The 15,944-nt window shown below is 63.9% G+C and carries 11 protein-coding genes; 3 read left to right on the top strand and 8 right to left on the bottom strand.

The annotated features are described in order from the left end of the window. Positions 1–2: 2 nt before the first annotated feature. The 8 genes from P7C00_RS17390 to P7C00_RS17355 form a co-directional block, all read right to left on the bottom strand. Positions 3–794 (bottom strand): PoNe immunity protein domain-containing protein, encoded by a 792-nt coding sequence (locus P7C00_RS17390; protein ID WP_404936946.1) that lies wholly within the window; start codon positions 792–794, stop codon positions 3–5. Between the two features lie 14 nt (positions 795–808). Further along, positions 809–1,594, bottom strand: a complete 786-nt coding sequence (locus tag P7C00_RS17385) for a PoNe immunity protein domain-containing protein (RefSeq protein WP_404936945.1) — start codon at positions 1,592–1,594, stop codon at positions 809–811. A gap of 131 nt (positions 1,595–1,725) precedes the next feature. Beyond that, the gene (locus tag P7C00_RS17380) at positions 1,726–2,523 is read right to left on the bottom strand and encodes a PoNe immunity protein domain-containing protein (protein ID WP_404936944.1); all 798 of its coding nucleotides are present in this window, start codon (positions 2,521–2,523) and stop codon (positions 1,726–1,728) included. A 13-nt stretch (positions 2,524–2,536) separates the two neighbouring features. Continuing rightward, positions 2,537–3,592 (bottom strand): hypothetical protein, encoded by a 1,056-nt coding sequence (locus tag P7C00_RS17375; RefSeq protein WP_346634298.1) that lies wholly within the window; start codon positions 3,590–3,592, stop codon positions 2,537–2,539. Positions 3,593–4,171: 579 nt separating this feature from the next. Further along, positions 4,172–5,581: a GntR family transcriptional regulator MpaR gene (mapR, locus tag P7C00_RS17370; protein ID WP_053151441.1), complete on the bottom strand. Its 1,410-nt coding sequence runs from the start codon at positions 5,579–5,581 to the stop codon at positions 4,172–4,174. Between the two features lie 155 nt (positions 5,582–5,736). Then, positions 5,737–7,152: a cytochrome c oxidase accessory protein CcoG gene (gene ccoG / locus P7C00_RS17365; RefSeq protein WP_346634299.1), complete on the bottom strand. Its 1,416-nt coding sequence runs from the start codon at positions 7,150–7,152 to the stop codon at positions 5,737–5,739. 208 nt (positions 7,153–7,360) lie between these two features. Continuing rightward, positions 7,361–7,594 carry a DUF3203 family protein gene (locus tag P7C00_RS17360; RefSeq protein ID WP_346634300.1) on the bottom strand — a complete coding sequence of 78 codons (234 nt, stop codon included), beginning with the start codon at positions 7,592–7,594 and terminating at the stop codon, positions 7,361–7,363. A 211-nt stretch (positions 7,595–7,805) separates the two neighbouring features. After that, a complete protein-coding gene (locus tag P7C00_RS17355) occupies positions 7,806–7,973 on the bottom strand; it encodes a hypothetical protein (RefSeq protein WP_346634301.1) in 168 nt (55 codons plus the stop codon). 204 nt (positions 7,974–8,177) lie between these two features. On the opposite strand from P7C00_RS17355, the gene P7C00_RS17350 reads away from it, so the two are divergent. From P7C00_RS17350 to glgB, 3 genes are all read left to right on the top strand, one after another. Then, positions 8,178–10,172 carry an alpha-1,4-glucan--maltose-1-phosphate maltosyltransferase gene (locus P7C00_RS17350; protein WP_404936943.1) on the top strand — a complete coding sequence of 665 codons (1,995 nt, stop codon included), beginning with the start codon at positions 8,178–8,180 and terminating at the stop codon, positions 10,170–10,172. Positions 10,173–10,308: 136 nt separating this feature from the next. Beyond that, entirely contained in the window at positions 10,309–13,659 is a 3,351-nt protein-coding gene (gene treS, locus P7C00_RS17345; protein ID WP_404936942.1) for a maltose alpha-D-glucosyltransferase, read from the top strand. After that, entirely contained in the window at positions 13,656–15,890 is a 2,235-nt protein-coding gene (gene glgB, locus P7C00_RS17340; RefSeq protein WP_404936941.1) for a 1,4-alpha-glucan branching protein GlgB, read from the top strand. The genes treS and glgB overlap by 4 nt, the downstream gene beginning before the upstream one ends. Positions 15,891–15,944: the final 54 nt, after the last annotated feature.

The following is a 15,944-nucleotide window of genomic DNA, read 5'->3' as shown; positions in this document are numbered from 1 at the left end:
TATCAGTCTTGTGCCGCTCGCTGGGGTATCGGCGGCGGGGTAAAGCGCCGGGCGTATTCGAGCAGGTCCCGGGGGAAGACCATGTGCTCTACCGCGCTGTCATCCAGGCCGTAGAGGTAGGCCACCGCCGCGGCTTCAAAGGCCCAGTAGCCGAAGTAGGATTCACCGTCCAGGTGGGAGTCGTGCCATGGGGCCTGCTCGAACGCTTCATACCACTGGTCGCAGTACTCCACCAGCAGCGCTCGGGACTCGTCCGCTTGATCGCAGTAGATGGCCCTGATCAGCGGCGTGTAGACCGGGTGGTACCACTCATCGATGTCTGCGCGGTCCGGCAGGCAAGGCTTGAGCAGGTCCTCGATCAGGGTGTCCTCGGCGTGGTAGCCGGCGCGGTCCTGCAGCGCCACCATCCGGGGCAGCAGGTCGCGGCGTTGCAGCAGGATGCACAGGCTGATGACCTGCACGTATTCCTCGTACTGGTCGAGGTAGTCCTCGATGTTCAGCGGCGCGATATCCGGCATTTCATTGCACAGGGCCAGGGTGCGCTGATGCTCCTCGTAGCTGGCGATCAGTGCGTCCAGCTCCTGGGCCAGCTCAGGCATGGCCTTGCCGCCGGTGTAGCCCAGGATCAGATGGTCCAGGCGTGCTCGCTTGACCTCCCAGGCCTTGAGCGAGGCTTCCTGCCCGGGGTAGTCCTCTTCCATAGAATGTGACTGCCAATGGGCTTCGGTACCCACCAGGAACTCCAGGAGGGTGTGGTACTGCTTCGGGTCGAGAAACACTTGCCTGCGTTGCATGTCAGTACCTGGCCTCAGTGGAAGGGCATCGGCGGCGGGGTAAAGCGTCGGGCGTATTCAAGCATCTCCCGGGGGAAGATCATGTGCTTTACCGCACTGTCGTCCAGGCCGTACAGGTAGGCCACCGCCGCCGCTTCAAAGGCCCAGTAGCCGAAGTAGGAACCCTCGTCGCCGTTCAGGTGGCTGTCGTGCCATGGGGCCTGCTCGAACGCCTCGTACCACTGGTTGCAGTACTCCACCAGCAGTTCCCGGGGTTCCTCCGGGTCTTCGGTGTAGATGGCTCTGATCAGGGGCGTGGAAACGTCGTGGAACCACTGATCAACGTCTTCGCGATCAGGCAGATAGGCCTTGAGCAGGTCCTCGATCAGGGTGTCCTGGCCGCCAAAGCCGGCGCGGTCCTGCAACGACACCATGCGCGGCAGCAGGTCGCTGCGCTGCAGCAGGATGCACAGGCTGATCACCTGAACATATTCCTCGTACTCGTCGGGGTAGTCTTCGATGTTCAGTGGCGCGATATCTGGCTGTTCCTCATAGCACCCCATCTTGCGCTGGTAGTCTTCGTAGCCTTCGATCACCCCGTCCAGTTCCTGGGCCAGTTGCTCCATGGGCGCACCACCGGTGTAGCCCAGGATCAAGTGGTGCAGGCGCGCGCGGCGGACACTGGAGGCCTTGAGGGAGGCTTCCTGCTCGGGGCTGTCGGCCATCATCGAGTGGGTCTGCCAGTGGGCCTCTTCGCCGGCCAGGCTTTCGAGGTAGTCGTGGTACTGCTTGTGGCTGAGAAACACTTGTCTGCGGTTCATGTCGGTGCCTTGGCTCGGTAGACGCGAATCAGGGAAAAGGGCGCCCGCGAGCGGCGAGGCCCGCAGGGCTTGGTCCAGGAACTGGTGGGCCATTCATCGCCGGCAGGGGGCGGCGTCTAGCCAGGCGCGCTTCAGTCCTGCGCCGCCGGTTGGGGAATCGGTGGCGGGGTGAAGCGCCGGGCGTAGTCGAGCATGTCCTGGGGGAAGACCATATGCTTCACCGCGCTGTCGTCCAGGCCGTACAGGTAGGCCACCGCCGCTGCTTCAAAGGCCCAGTAGCCGAAGTAGGAACCCTCGTCGCCGTCCAGGTGGCTGTCGTACCACGAGGCGTGCTCGAAGGACTGGTACCACTGGTTGCAGTACTCCACCAGGAGCTCCCGAGGCTCGTCCGGGTCTTCGCTGTAGATCGCCCAGATCAGGGGCGAGTAGAGGGTGTGGTACCACTCATCGAGGTCGGCGCGATCCGGCAGGTAGGGCTTGAGCAGATCCTCGATCAGGGTGTCCTCGGCATGGTAGCCGGCACGGTCCTGCAACAGCGCCACCCGCGGCAGCAGGTCGCCGCGCTGCAGCAGGATGCACAGGCTGATGACCTGTACATATTCCTCGTAATCGTGGGGGTAGTCGTCGATGTTCAGCGGCGCGATATTCGGCAGTTCTTCACAAAGTCCCAGCTTGCGCTGGTAGTCCTCGTAGCCTTCGATCACCCCGTCCAGCTCCTGGGCCAAGGCCTCCATGGACGCACCACCGGTGTAGTTCAGGATCAGATGATGCAGGCGTGCGTCCTTGACTTCCGCGGCCTTGAGGGCGGCTTCCTGCTCGGGGCTGTCGGCCGTCATCGAGTGCATCTGCCAGCGGGCTTCGGTGCCCGCCAGGCTTTGCAGGTAGCGGTGGTAATGGGCGTGGCTGAGAAACACTTGTCTGCGGTTCATTCGGTGCCTGGCTTCAGTAGACGGGAATCAGGGTGAAGGGCGCCTTGCGCTGCGAGGCTTCCAGCATCAGGGTCGGCAGGTCGACCTCGGCCGGCTCCAGTTCCAGCTCTTCCAGCTCTTCTTCCAGTTGCTGCGGATCGGCCGCCAGGGCCTTGATTGGCAGGCGCAGATAGGGCCGCGGGTCTTCCCCGTAGTAAATCTTCACCGGGCCTTCAGGGATGCCTTCCAGGCGGGCAAAACCTTCTTCGTCGAGGTTGCCCTCGGCTTGCGAGCCGTCACTGAACACCGCTCGGTAGGCGGCGCCGGGCACCGGTTCCAGGTTGGGGTAGTGCAGGTTCAGCTCCAGCCAGTGGCCTTCACCGGTGAGGTGTTCAAGACCCTGGTTGATGTTCTGGGCGATGCTCGCCGCGTCGTGGGCCCCGGGTTGTGGCGCGGGGGTGAGGGTCGTTGTGCGCGGTTCCAGGGAGGACTGTGGCTTGGGCACCAGAGCCGGGCCGCTGCTGTGGGCGGCGGCCGAGTTGTTGCGCTGCTCGGCGATCCAGGGGGCGATGCGTTCTTGCACCGACACCATGAGGAACTCAGTGTGTTCCTGGGCTTCGTTGAGGTTGTGGATCACCAGACGTTGCTGCTGGGCCGTTAGGTTGTTGAAGATCGAGGAGGCGCGCACGCCGCTGATGATCTCGGGCAGTTCCTCGGCCAGGCGCACTGGGTCCAGGCACTTTTCCAGCAACTGTTCGGGGCTGGTCTTCAGACGGCAGGCCAGCAGGGTGTAGCGGATCAGGTCGAAGAGCTTTTCGGCGTGGCGCTGGGGGGCGCGGTTGATCAGGCGCAGGAGGATCTTCAGGCCTTGCCCGGGGCCGGGAATCCAGCCGATCAGGGCCAGGGCCAGGTCGAAGAAGGCATCTTCCTCGTCCTTGGGGTTGTTGATGGCGTCCAGCTCGAAGATCGCCTGGATGCAGTCGTAGGCGTTGAGTTCCTGGGTCAGCAGTGGCAGGCGGCCGCGCTCGATGGCCTTGATCAGTTCGGTCTTGGCCTCTGGGTAGTCGTCGTAATACAGGTCTTCGACCATGACGTGTTCCTTTCCCTGGAAAATTGGAGCGCGGATGCTGAATGAATTGAGGGGGTGGGGCAAGGTGCTTTGGCGGTTTTTTTATGTTGGGAGGTGTTCATTGTTGTGGTTATGGGGGGCGTTTGGTTTTGTGTGGGTGGTGAGGGGGCATATCCGTTGCTGCGGGTGGGGCGGGTGGCGGTTTCGCCCTTACGGCGAGTCACTTTGGGGCCCCAAAGTAACCAAAGGGCTTTGCCCCTCCACTCGGTGCCTCGCCTAGGCTCGGCATGCCCGGCATTGATCCGTGGGCCGCCGCCACCGGCCATCCCTGGCCGGGTGGCGGCTAACCCGGCATCCCTGCCGGGTTACCCACGGATCAATGCCTGCGTTCGGCCATCGTGGTTAACGGGGCGCTCAGATCAAGATCAAAATCAAGAGCGCGACGGCGGCCTTGCGGCCGGCCTGAAGCTGGCGCGGTGTGTAGCGCCCCATGTAGGAGCTGGCTTGCCAGCGAAGACGTCGGCCCGGGCGGAGCAGGGCTTGCGGGCGCTTTCGCTGGTAAGCCAGCCGCAAATGCGCGGGCTGGTGGGGCGGTTGTGCTCAGAAGGAGCGGATGATGCGGCCCAGGGTTTCCATAGCCTGTTCCGCCGCTTCGTTCCACGGGCTGCCGTAGTTCAGGCGGATGCAGTTGCGAAAGCGCTGGGTCGGGGAAAAGATCGGCCCTGGGGCGATGCTGATGCCTTGGGCCAGGGCCATCTGGAACAATTTCAGTGAGTCCATCTGCGGTGGCAGTTCCAGCCACAGGAAATAGCCGCCCGCCGGCTGGCTGACTCGGGTCTGCGCCGGGAAATAGCGGGCAATCGCTGCCAGCATGGCGCTCTGCTGTTCTTCCAGGGCATAGCGCAGTTTGCGCAGATGGCGGTCGTAGCCGCCGTGCTGCAGGTAGTCGGCAATCGCCGCCTGGGCCGGCATCGAGGCGCACAGCGAGGTCATCAGTTTCAGGCGCTCGATTTTCTGCGCGTAACGCCCGGCGGCGACCCAGCCGATGCGGTAGCCCGGGGCCAGGCTCTTGGCGAACGAGCCGCAGTGCATCACCAGGCCCTCGGTGTCGAAGGCCTTGGCCGGTTTTGGCGCTTGCTGGCCGTAGTACAGCTCGGCGTAGACGTCGTCTTCGATCAGCGGCACTTGATGCTGGCGCAGCAGCTCCACCAGCTCCTGCTTCTTGGCCTCGGGCATGCTCGCGCCCATGGGGTTCTGGAAGTTGGTCATGCACCAGCAGGCCTTGATCGGGTGCCGCTCCAGGGTCTGGGCCAGGACTCCGAGGTCGATGCCGTCCCGCGGGTGCACGGGAATTTCCACCGCCTTGAGCTTGAGCCGTTCCAGCACTTGCAGGCTGGCATAGAAGGCCGGGGCTTCGATGGCCACCAGATCGCCCGGCTCGGTCACGGCCTGCAGGCACAGGTTCAGGGCCTCCAGGGCGCCGTTGGTGATCAGCAGCTCCTCCATGGGCAGCATCAGCCCGGCCACCATGTAGCGCAGGGCGATCTGGCGGCGCAGTTGCGGGTTGCCTGGGGACATGTCGGTGACCACCACCCGCGGGTCCATCTCGCGGCTGGCGCTGGCCAGGGAGCGGGACAGGCGTTGCAGGGGGAACAGGGTCGGGCTGGGGAAAGCCGAGCCGAAGGGCACGGTGCTCGGGTCCTTGATCGAGTCGAGCACCGAGAACACCAGTTCGCTGACATCGACTTCGGTGGATTCGTTGACTTCGCTGCTGATCACCGGCTCTGAGAACGGGCTGGGTGCGTGAGCATTGACGAAGTAGCCGGAGCGCGGGCGGGCACGGATCAGGCCGCGACGCTCCAGCAGGTAGTAGGCCTGAAACACCGTTGACGGGCTGACCCCATAGGTCTGGCTGGCGTAGCGCACCGAAGGCACGCGCTGGCCGGGGCCCAGGACTCCGGAGCGGATCAGTTCGGCGATGTCGTCGGCGAATTTTTCGTAGCGTTTCATCTGCGGTGCAAGATCCAGTCTGGTCATCGGGTCTAGGTGTTCAGATTCGCAAGGGAAGGCTCGACGACCATGGATGGGCCCATGGCGGCGTCGAGTACAGAGTTCCCGTGGCTCAGGGACGGCAGCAGGCTCCCTGGCCACGGCATTCTAGTGGCTCAGCGGTTCATCGGCGCAACAAAACGGCTCTTGGCGATGGCGTAGACGCTTGGCTCATCGCTGTCGGCGACCTTGAAGCTGATGGCCTGGGAGCTGCTTTGGGCACGATCCTGGGTCATGGCCACCGAGACCGGCAGGTCGGTGATTTCTCCCGGGGCCAGGCTCAGTTCGGTCTTGCCCTGCAGTTCGAAGCCATCGCCATCCACCAGGGCCAGGCGGTAGTTCTGGCGTTCCTGGGTCTTGTTGATGATCTTCAGGCTGTAGATGTTCTCGATCTGCCCCAGGGCGTTTTCGCGGAACAGACCACGGTCCTTGCTCACGTCCAGGGACACCATCGGCCGTTGTACCAGGGCCAGCGCCAGGGCGCCGATCATCACCAGCAGCACTGCGCTGTAGCCCACCAGGCGCGGCCGCAGTAGGTGAGTCTTGCCCCCTTGCAGTTGGTGTTCCGAGGTGTAGGCAATCAGGCCCCGGGCATAGCCCATCTTGTCCATGATCGAGTCGCAGGCGTCGATGCAGGCAGCGCAGCCGATGCATTCCATCTGCAGGCCGTCGCGAATGTCGATACCGGTAGGGCACACCTGCACGCACACCTGGCAGTCGATGCAGTCGCCCAGGCCGACGTCGGCAGGCTTCACATCGCGCTTGCGCGGGCCGCGGCTTTCACCGCGCACCGGGTTGTAGGAGATGGTCAGGGTGTCCTTGTCGAACATCACGCTCTGGAAGCGTGCATAGGGGCACATGTGCATGCACACCGCCTCGCGCAGCCAGCCGGCGTTGATGTAGGTGGCCGCGGCGAAGAACAGCACCCAGAACAGGCTCAGGCCACCGATCTGCAGGGTCAGCAGCTCCTGGGCCAGGGGGCGGATTGGGGTGAAGTAGCCGACGAAGGTCAGGCCGGTGAGCAGGCTGATGCCCAGCCACAAGGTGTGTTTCATCGCCCGGCGGACCAGCTTGTTCAGCCCCCAGGGCGCGGCTTGTAGCTTGATTCGCTGGTTGCGCTCACCCTCGGTGACCTTTTCGCACCACATGAACAGCCAGGTCCACGAACTTTGCGGGCAGGTGTAGCCGCACCAGACCCGGCCGGCGAACACCGTGATGGCGAACAGGCCGAAGGCACAGATGATCAGCAGCGCCGAGAGGAGGATGAAGTCCTGGGGCCAGAAGGTCGCGCCAAAGATGTGGAACTTGCTTTGCGCCAGGTCCCAGAGCACCGCCTGACGGCCGCCCCAGTTCAACCAGACGGTGCCGAAGAACAGCAGGAACAGGAAGCCCGCGCCGGTCATGCGCAGGGTGCGGAACAAACCGCTGAAGCTACGGGTGTAAACGTGTTTGTCGGTGGTCTTCGTCTTCATCTGTTTGGGTTGTGAAGGTTCGAAGTTCTCTACTAATCGGACGGGGATTCTTTCGCTCATGGTCGTTCGCTCATCAGCCTCCATCAGGCCCGGCAACTATGACCATGGATCTGTTTGCATAACAGACTCAGCTATTTGATAAAAAACCGTATCAGATGAGCTTTTACGGTGCCCCTGCGACAACTTGCTGCACCCCCTCAAGCGCCACCAGGGAAGGCCGCAGGGGCCTCTGGCACAGGCCTTCGCGGCGAGCCCTGATCCAGATCAGTCAAATCACCGAATCACCGTCGGTGGCCTTCAGATGGCGCCGACCGTCGGTGGCGCCTGCTACGGTCAAAGCATCGGCTTCTGCTTCGGTGATGTAGATGCGTTCTCCCGCCAGGTCCACCGCCGACATGGATTTGGCACCGTCGGTGATGACGGTAAGAGCACTGGCGGGCAGGTGTTGGTGGAGGGTGTCAGTGTCGATGTAGCAGGTCTGGTTTTCGATGCGCAGGCTCATGATGCGTACCTCTTGGCAATGGGCATACAGATTAGGCTGCGGGGCCTGGCCGGGGTTCGGCAGCGGCGATCAACGGTGGCCGTTGCGGGCCTGCTTGCGCAGGAGTCCGCGTGCAGGAGCCTGCTTGCCGGCGAACGGTCGCGGCACGAGGGCGGCGATCTGACAGGCGCTTTCCCCGGCGTACCGGCTCCTACGGTGTTAGCGCAGACGCTTATCTATGCTTGACCACCACGGGCGGCATGGTGCTGGGCGGGTCGCCCTTGGGCGGCGGGGTGGTTTCCGGAGGTTCCTGCTCGGGAACCGGTTGCGGCTCGCTGGGGGGCAGGGTCGGTTGGTCGATGTTCGGATCGGGAGTTTCTGCCGGGATCGGGATGTTCATCGCTGTGGCCTCCTTTGTGCTTGTCGATGCACGGGCTCCTTCGGTGGACCCTGGGAGCGCGGAATTGATTCCCGTCGATTTCGCCGCCAATCGCGGTGAACTTTCGCCGATGCCTGTGGCTCGGAAACTAGGTGCATTGATTCATCGGGGCGCTGACCGCCCTCCAACCAGAGCGTCCATGGCGCGTTAAAGGGGTGATGCTCAATGACAGCAGAAAAACCGACCGAACAGCAATACCAGGCGCAGGTGCCCTTGTCTCAGGCCTTGTTGCTGCCGCGCATTGCCATCGAGAACACCCGCCCGGTGCTCGATGGTGGGCAGTTCGCGGTCAAGGCGGTGGCCGGCCAGGAGATCGAGGTGACGTGCAAGGTGTTCGCCGACGGCCACGACAAGCTGGCCGTGCGGGTACGCTGGCGCGACGAGCAGCAGGAGGCCTGGGACAGCCAGGCCCTTGAGGACCAGGGCAACGATGGCTGGCTGGGGCACTTTCCCGTGCCAACCGTGGGCCGCTATCGCTTTTGTATCGAAGCCTGGATCGATCAATTCGCCAGTTTCTGTTACGAGCTGGAGAAAAAACACCTGGCCGGGGTGCCGGTGAGCCTGGAGCTGCAAGAGGGACGCAACCAGGTGCAGCAAGCCGCCGAGCGCAGCGAAGGGCCGTTGCGCGAGCGGTTGCTGGCGCTGCAGCAACAGCTTGCCGGCTTGCTGGAGACCGAACAGGTCGCCCTGTTTCTCAGGGATTCCAGTGCCCGGCTGATGGCCGAGGCCGATCACCGGCCCTATCTGAGCCTGAGCCCCGAATACCCACTGGATGTGGAGCGGGTGCAGGCGCAGTTCGCCAGCTGGTACGAGCTGTTTCCCCGCTCGATCACCGACCATCCGTCCCGCCATGGCACCTTCAACGACGTCCACTCGCGGCTGTCGATGATCCATGACATGGGCTTCGATGTGCTGTATTTCCCGCCGATCCATCCCATTGGCCGCAGCCACCGCAAGGGGCGCAACAACGCGTTGACGGCGGGCCCGGACGACCTCGGCAGTCCCTATGCGATCGGCAGCGAGGAGGGCGGTCACGAGGCGATCCATCCACAGTTGGGCAGCCTGGATGACTTCCGCCGGTTGGTGGCTGCCGCTGCCGACCACGGCCTGGAGATCGCCCTGGATTTCGCCATCCAGTGTTCCCAGGACCATCCCTGGCTCAAGCAGCACCCGGGTTGGTTCAACTGGCGCTCGGACGGCACCATCAAGTACGCCGAGAACCCACCGAAGAAGTACCAGGACATCGTCAACGTCGACTTCTATGCCGCCGATGCCATACCCGGCCTGTGGCTGGAACTGCGGGACATCGTCATCGGCTGGGTCGAGGAGGGGGTCAAGACCTTTCGCGTGGACAACCCCCACACCAAGCCGCTGCCGTTCTGGCAATGGCTGATTGGCGACGTGCGCCGCCAGTACCCGGAGGTGATCTTCCTCGCCGAGGCCTTCACCACCCCGGCGATGATGGCGCGCCTGGGCAAGGTCGGTTACACCCAGAGCTACACCTACTTCACCTGGCGCAACACCAAGAGCGAGCTGGCCAGCTACTTCGCCGAACTCAATCAGCCGCCGTGGCGCGACTGCTTCCGGCCCAACTTCTTCGTCAACACCCCGGACATCAATCCGGCGTTTCTGCATGACTCGGGGCGTCCGGGATTCCTTATCCGCGCGGTGCTGGCCAGCATGGGTTCGGGGCTGTGGGGCATGTACTCCGGGTTTGAACTGTGCGAATCGGCACCGGTGCCGGGCAAGGAGGAGTACCTGGATTCGGAGAAGTACGAGATCCGGCCCCGGGATTTCAACGCAGCCGGCAACATCATTGCCGAGATCGCCCAGCTCAACCGCATCCGCCGGCAGAACCCGGCGCTGCACAGTCACCTGGGGCTCAAGCTGTACAACGCCTGGAACGATCAGATCCTGTACTTCGGCAAACGCAGCGCCGAGGGCGGCAACTTCGTCCTGGTGGCGGTCAGCCTCGATCCTTTCAATGCCCAGGAGGCGCACTTCGAACTGCCGCTGTGGGAGCTGGGGCTGGCTGACGCCGCCGCCACCCAGGGAGAGGACCTCATGAACGGCCATCGCTGGACCTGGTACGGCAAGACCCAATTCATGCGCCTGGAACCGGCGCAGCCCTTCGGCATCTGGCGCATCAGTCCCCTGTAGGAGCCGGCTTGCCGGCGAAGAGGCCCATGAGCCTTGCGCCGGGCTGGCTGACGCCTTCGCTGGCAAGCCAGCTCCTACGGTTGTCGTGGCGCATCGGCAGGTGCGTCGGCGCTCATTCATTTTTCAGGAGTCCGAGATGGCCAAGAAACCCCGCTCAGCGACCTTTATCAAGGACCCGCTCTGGTACAAGGACGCGGTGATCTACCAGGTGCATGTGAAGTCCTATTTCGATTCCAACAACGACGGGATCGGCGACTTTCCCGGGCTGATCGCCAAGCTCGACTACATCAAGGACCTGGGGGTCAACACCATCTGGCTGTTGCCGTTCTACCCCTCGCCACGGCGTGACGACGGCTACGACATCGCCGAGTACCGCGGAGTCAGCCCCGACTTCGGAACCCTGGCCGACGCCCGGCGCTTTATCGCCGAGGCCCACAAGCGCGAGCTGCGGGTGATCACCGAACTGGTGATCAATCACACCTCGGACCAGCACCCCTGGTTCCAGCGGGCGCGCAAGGCAAGGCCCGGTTCGGCGGCGCGCAACTTCTACGTGTGGTCCGACGACGATCAGAAGTACGCCGGTACGCGGATCATTTTCCTGGATACCGAAACGTCCAACTGGACCTGGGACTCGGTGGCCGGCCAGTACTTCTGGCACCGCTTTTATTCCCACCAGCCGGACCTCAACTTCGACAACCCCCAGGTGATGAAGGCGGTGCTCTCGGTGATGCGCTATTGGCTGGACATGGGCATCGACGGCCTGCGCCTGGACGCCATTCCCTACCTGATCGAGCGCGATGGCACCCACAACGAGAACCTGCCCGAGACCCACGACGTGCTCAAGCAGATTCGCGCCGAGATCGACGCCCACTACCCGGACCGCATGCTCCTGGCCGAGGCCAACCAGTGGCCGGAAGACACCCAGCTGTACTTTGGTCAATCAACCAATGGCAACGACGGCGACGAATGCCACATGGCCTTCCACTTCCCGTTGATGCCGCGCATGTACATGGCCCTGGCCCAGGAAGACCGGTTCCCCATCACCGATATCCTGCGCCAGACCCCGGAGATTCCGGCCAACTGCCAATGGGCGATCTTTCTGCGCAACCACGATGAACTGACCCTGGAAATGGTCACCGACAAGGAGCGCGACTACCTGTGGAACTACTACGCCGCCGACCGTCGGGCGCGGATCAATCTGGGGATTCGTCGGCGCCTGGCGCCGCTGATGGAACGAGACCGGCGCCGCATCGAATTGCTCAACAGCCTGCTGCTGTCGATGCCCGGCACCCCGACCCTGTATTACGGCGACGAGATCGGCATGGGCGACAACATCTACCTGGGTGACCGCGACGGTGTGCGCACGCCGATGCAATGGTCCATCGACCGTAACGGCGGCTTTTCCCGCGCGGACCCGGCGAGCCTGGTGCTGCCGCCGATCATGGACCCGCTGTATGGCTATCAGTCGGTCAACGTCGAAACCCAGTCCGGCGATCCCCATTCCCTGCTCAACTGGACCCGGCGCATGCTGGCGGTGCGCAAGCAGTCCAAGGCCTTTGGCCGGGGCACGCTGAAGATGCTGTCGCCGAGCAACCGGCGGATTCTGGCCTATACCCGGGAATACACCGGGCCTGACGGCAAGCAGGAGATCATCCTCTGCGTGGCCAACGTCTCGCGCAGCGCCCAGGCGGCGGAACTGGACCTGTCGGCCTTCGCCGGCATGGTGCCGGTGGAGATGCTCGGCGGAAATGCCTTTCCCCCCATCGGCCAGTTGCATTTCCTCCTGACCCTGGCGCCTTACGGCTTCTACTGGTTTGTCCTGGCGGCGGAAAACCAGATGCCCAGTTGGCATGTGAAACCGGCCCAGAGCCTGCCGGACTTCACCACCCTGGTGCTGAAAAAACGCCTCGAAGAATTGCTCGAAGCGCCCTCGCGCACCACGCTGGAGCACAACGTCTTGCCCCACTGGCTGCCCAAGCGCCGCTGGTTCGCCGGCAAGGACAGCGCCATTGAGCAGGTACAGATTGCCTACGGTGCAGGTTTTGGCGACCCCCAGCATCCCGTGCTGCTCAGCGAGATCGAGGTCACCAGCGACGGGCAGAGCCAGCGCTATCAACTGCCCTTCGGCCTGCTCGCCGAAGAGCAGCTCGGCAGTGCCTTGCCTCAGCAACTGGCCATGGCCCGGGTGCGTCGCGGACGCCAGGTCGGGCTGATCACCGACGCCTTCGCCCTCGACGGTTTCGTGCGCAGCGTGCTGCTGGCCCTGCAGGCGCAGACCCGACTGGACAGCGCTGCCGGGCAGATCCGCTTCGACGGCACCGAGCCACTGGCCGAGTTGGGGCTGACCGGCGAATCCGAGGTGCGCTACCTCTCGGCGGAACAGTCCAACAGCTCGGTGGTAGTGGGTGGCAGCCTGGTGCTCAAGCTGATTCGCAAGGTGGAAGGAGGCATTCACCCGGAACTGGAAATGGGCGCCTTCCTCACCCAGGCCGGGTTCCGCCATATCTCGCCCTTGCTGGGCTCGGTGGTGCGCCGTGATGACCAGGGCGAGGAGCATCTGTTGATGATCGCCCAGGGCTACCTGAGCAATCAGGGGGATGCCTGGGAGTGGACCCAGAACAACCTGGAACGGGCCATCCGCGATGAGTGGGCGGATGCCATGTCCGAGCAGGAACAGCATTACAACGCCCTGGGGGAACTCGAGGATTTCGCCGGCCTGCTGGGGCAGCGCCTGGGAGAAATGCACCTGTTGCTGGCGGCCCCCGGCAACCCCCCGGACTTTGCCCCGCAAGTGAGCACCCTCAAGGACACCCAGGCCTGGAATCGTCAGGTAGCGGAGCAAGTGGAACGGGGGTTGCAGTTGCTCCAGCAGCGTCAGGGCGAGCTGAGTCCTGGCGATCAGAAGCGGGTGAGCCGATTGTTGCAGCACAAGACGAAAATTCTCGGTCACATCCAGCAACTGGCCAGCCAGTTGCTGGGTGGGCTGCGCATCCGGGTGCATGGCGACCTGCACCTGGGGCAGGTGCTGGTGATCAAGGGCGATGCCTACCTGATCGACTTCGAGGGCGAGCCGGCGCGGCCCCTGGCAGAACGCCGGGGCAAGCACAGCCCGTACAAGGATGTCAGCGGGGTCTTGCGCTCCTTCGACTACGCCGCGGCCATGGCCCTGGAGGCACCGGCGATGGAGGGCGCGCAGATGGCCGTGCAGGCCCGGCAACGGGTGGTCCGTCGTTATCTGCAGGAGGCGCGGCAAGCCTTTGTCCAGGCGTATCGGCTGGCGACGGCTAATCTTGCCCATGAATGGCAGGACCCGGGGGCCGCGGATGCCGCCCTGGCCCTGTTCAGTCTGGAGAAGGCCGCCTATGAGCTGGCCTATGAAGCGGAAAACCGGCCCAGCTGGCTGCCCGTGCCCTTGCACGGCCTGGTCGGGCTGTTGTCTGAACTGGAACCCTTTTCCGATCTTGAGCGTGGTGGAGAGCAGTCATGAGTTTCTCGAACAAGGAACAGGGAAAGCACCAACCGGCATTGCTCCCTTCGGCAAAGACCATCGATGCCCTGGTGCGCGCGGAGCATCGTGATCCGTTCGCTGTGCTCGGGCCCCACGGCGACGGTGCCGACGGGCAGTTCATCCGGGCCTTTCTGCCCGGAGCCCTGAGTGTGCAGGTACTGGACCGGGACCAGCAAAACGTACTCGGCAGCCTTCAGGCCGCCGCAGTGCCCGGGCTGTTTGTCGGGCATTTCAGCGAGAGCCGGGCCTATCTGCTGCGGGTGCAGTGGGCCGGTGGCGAGCAGGTCAGTGAAGACCCCTACAGCTTCGGCCCGCTGCTGGGGGAGATGGATCTGTATCTGTTCGCCGAAGGCAATCATCGTGACCTCGGCTCCTGCCTGGGAGCGCAGGCAATCACCGTGGACGGCGTCCCGGGGGTGCGCTTTGCGGTCTGGGCGCCGAACGCCCGGCGGGTCTCGGTGGTGGGCGACTTCAATATCTGGGACGGGCGTCGCCACCCTATGCGCCTGCGGCACCCCTCCGGAGTCTGGGAGCTGTTCGTTCCGCGCCTGCAGCCTGGAGAAGCCTACAAGTACGAGATTCTCGGGCCCCAGGGCATCCTGCCGCTCAAGGCCGACCCCATGGCCCTGGCCACCCAGTTGCCGCCGGACACCGCGTCCAGGGTCGCCGAGCCGCTGAATTTCCACTGGCAGGACCAGTCATGGATGCAGGCCAGGGGTGAACATCAGCGAACCGATGCGCCCCTGTCCATCTACGAGTTGCACGCCGGCTCCTGGCAGTGCGAAGTGGATGACCTGGGGGAGGTGGCCCGCCAGTACAGTTGGGCCGAGCTGGCCGAACGCCTGATCCCCTACGTCAAGGACCTGGGCTTCACCCATATCGAGCTGATGCCGATCATGGAGCACCCCTTCGGCGGTTCCTGGGGTTATCAGCCGCTGTCACAGTTCGCCCCCAGTGCCCGCTATGGCTCGCCCCAGGATTTTGCCGCCTTTGTCGATGCCTGCCACCAGGCGGATATCGGCGTGATCCTCGACTGGGTACCGGCGCATTTCCCCACCGACACCCATGGCCTGGAGCAGTTCGACGGCACCGCGCTGTATGAGTACGGCAACCCCCTGGAGGGCTTTCACCAGGACTGGGACACCCTGATCTACAACCTCGGGCGGACCGAGGTGCATGGCTTCATGCTGGCTTCGGCATTGCACTGGCTCAAGCATTTCCATGTCGACGGCCTGCGGGTGGATGCAGTGGCGTCGATGCTCTATCGCGACTATTCACGCAAGGCCGGTGAATGGGTGCCGAACCGCCACGGCGGTCGCGAGAATCTGGAAGCCATCGACTTCCTGCGCCACCTCAACGAGGTGGTGGCCCTGGAAGCGCCGGGAGCCCTGGTGATCGCCGAGGAATCCACCGCCTGGCCCGGGGTCAGCCAGCGCACCGACCAGGGCGGCTTGGGCTTTGCCTACAAATGGAACATGGGCTGGATGCACGACTCCCTGCATTACATCCAGCAGGACCCGGTGTACCGCGCCCATCACCACAACGAACTGAGCTTCGGCCTGGTGTACGCCTGGTCCGAGCGCTTCATCCTGCCGATCTCCCACGACGAGGTGGTGCACGGCAAGCATTCGCTGATCGACAAGATGCCCGGCGACCGCTGGCAGAAATTCGCCAACCTGCGGGCGTACCTGAGCTTCATGTGGACCCATCCGGGCAAGAAACTGCTGTTCATGGGCTGCGAGTTCGGCCAGTGGCGCGAGTGGAACCACGACCAGCAACTGGACTGGTACCTGCTGCAATACCCCGAGCACCGGGGTGTCCAGCAATTGGTGGGCGACCTCAACCGGCTGTATCGCCAGTACCCGGCGCTGCATGACCAGGACCACGCGCCCCAGGGTTTTCAGTGGCTGATCGGCGACGATGCGATCAACAGCGTCTATGCCTGGTTGCGCTGGAGCAAGGCCGGCGAGCCCTTGCTGGTGGTGGCCAACTTCACCCCGGTACCGCGCCAGGCGTACCGCGTCGGCGTGCCGCTGGCGGGACGCTGGAGCGAGCTGCTCAACAGCGATTCGCAACTCTATGCCGGTTCCAACTATGGCAATGGCGGCGAAGCCTTCAGTGAAGAACAGGGCAGCCATGGCCAGGCCCTGTCCCTGGTGCTCAACCTGCCACCCCTGGCGGTGTTGATCCTGCGCCCCGACAGCCTTTAGTGGCGGGCGACCGGTAATGGCGAACAGGGGCCATTACCGGCACCTTACTCAGCG

The sequence above is a fragment of the Pseudomonas sp. JDS08PS003 genome (assembly GCF_045013505.1).
Taxonomy (GTDB): domain Bacteria; phylum Pseudomonadota; class Gammaproteobacteria; order Pseudomonadales; family Pseudomonadaceae; genus Aquipseudomonas; species Aquipseudomonas protegens_B.
This window is presented reverse-complemented; position numbering and strand designations above follow the sequence as displayed.

What these genes read in the sequence shown, in the direction of transcription:
- P7C00_RS17385 (WP_404936945.1), bottom strand. Translation starts at nt 1,594, where the DNA reads ATGAACCGCAGACAAGTGTTTCTCAGCCACAAGCAGTACCACGACTAC.
- P7C00_RS17360 (WP_346634300.1), bottom strand. Translation starts at nt 7,594, where the DNA reads ATGAGCCTGCGCATCGAAAACCAGACCTGCTACATCGACACTGACACC.
- P7C00_RS17380 (WP_404936944.1), bottom strand. Translation starts at nt 2,523, where the DNA reads ATGAACCGCAGACAAGTGTTTCTCAGCCACGCCCATTACCACCGCTAC.
- P7C00_RS17390 (WP_404936946.1), bottom strand. Translation starts at nt 794, where the DNA reads ATGCAACGCAGGCAAGTGTTTCTCGACCCGAAGCAGTACCACACCCTC.
- P7C00_RS17350 (WP_404936943.1), top strand. Translation starts at nt 8,178, where the DNA reads ATGACAGCAGAAAAACCGACCGAACAGCAATACCAGGCGCAGGTGCCC.
- glgB (WP_404936941.1), top strand. Translation starts at nt 13,656, where the DNA reads ATGAGTTTCTCGAACAAGGAACAGGGAAAGCACCAACCGGCATTGCTC.
- ccoG (WP_346634299.1), bottom strand. Translation starts at nt 7,152, where the DNA reads ATGAGCGAAAGAATCCCCGTCCGATTAGTAGAGAACTTCGAACCTTCA.
- treS (WP_404936942.1), top strand. Translation starts at nt 10,309, where the DNA reads ATGGCCAAGAAACCCCGCTCAGCGACCTTTATCAAGGACCCGCTCTGG.
- P7C00_RS17355 (WP_346634301.1), bottom strand. Translation starts at nt 7,973, where the DNA reads ATGAACATCCCGATCCCGGCAGAAACTCCCGATCCGAACATCGACCAA.
- P7C00_RS17375 (WP_346634298.1), bottom strand. Translation starts at nt 3,592, where the DNA reads ATGGTCGAAGACCTGTATTACGACGACTACCCAGAGGCCAAGACCGAA.
- mapR (WP_053151441.1), bottom strand. Translation starts at nt 5,581, where the DNA reads ATGAAACGCTACGAAAAATTCGCCGACGACATCGCCGAACTGATCCGC.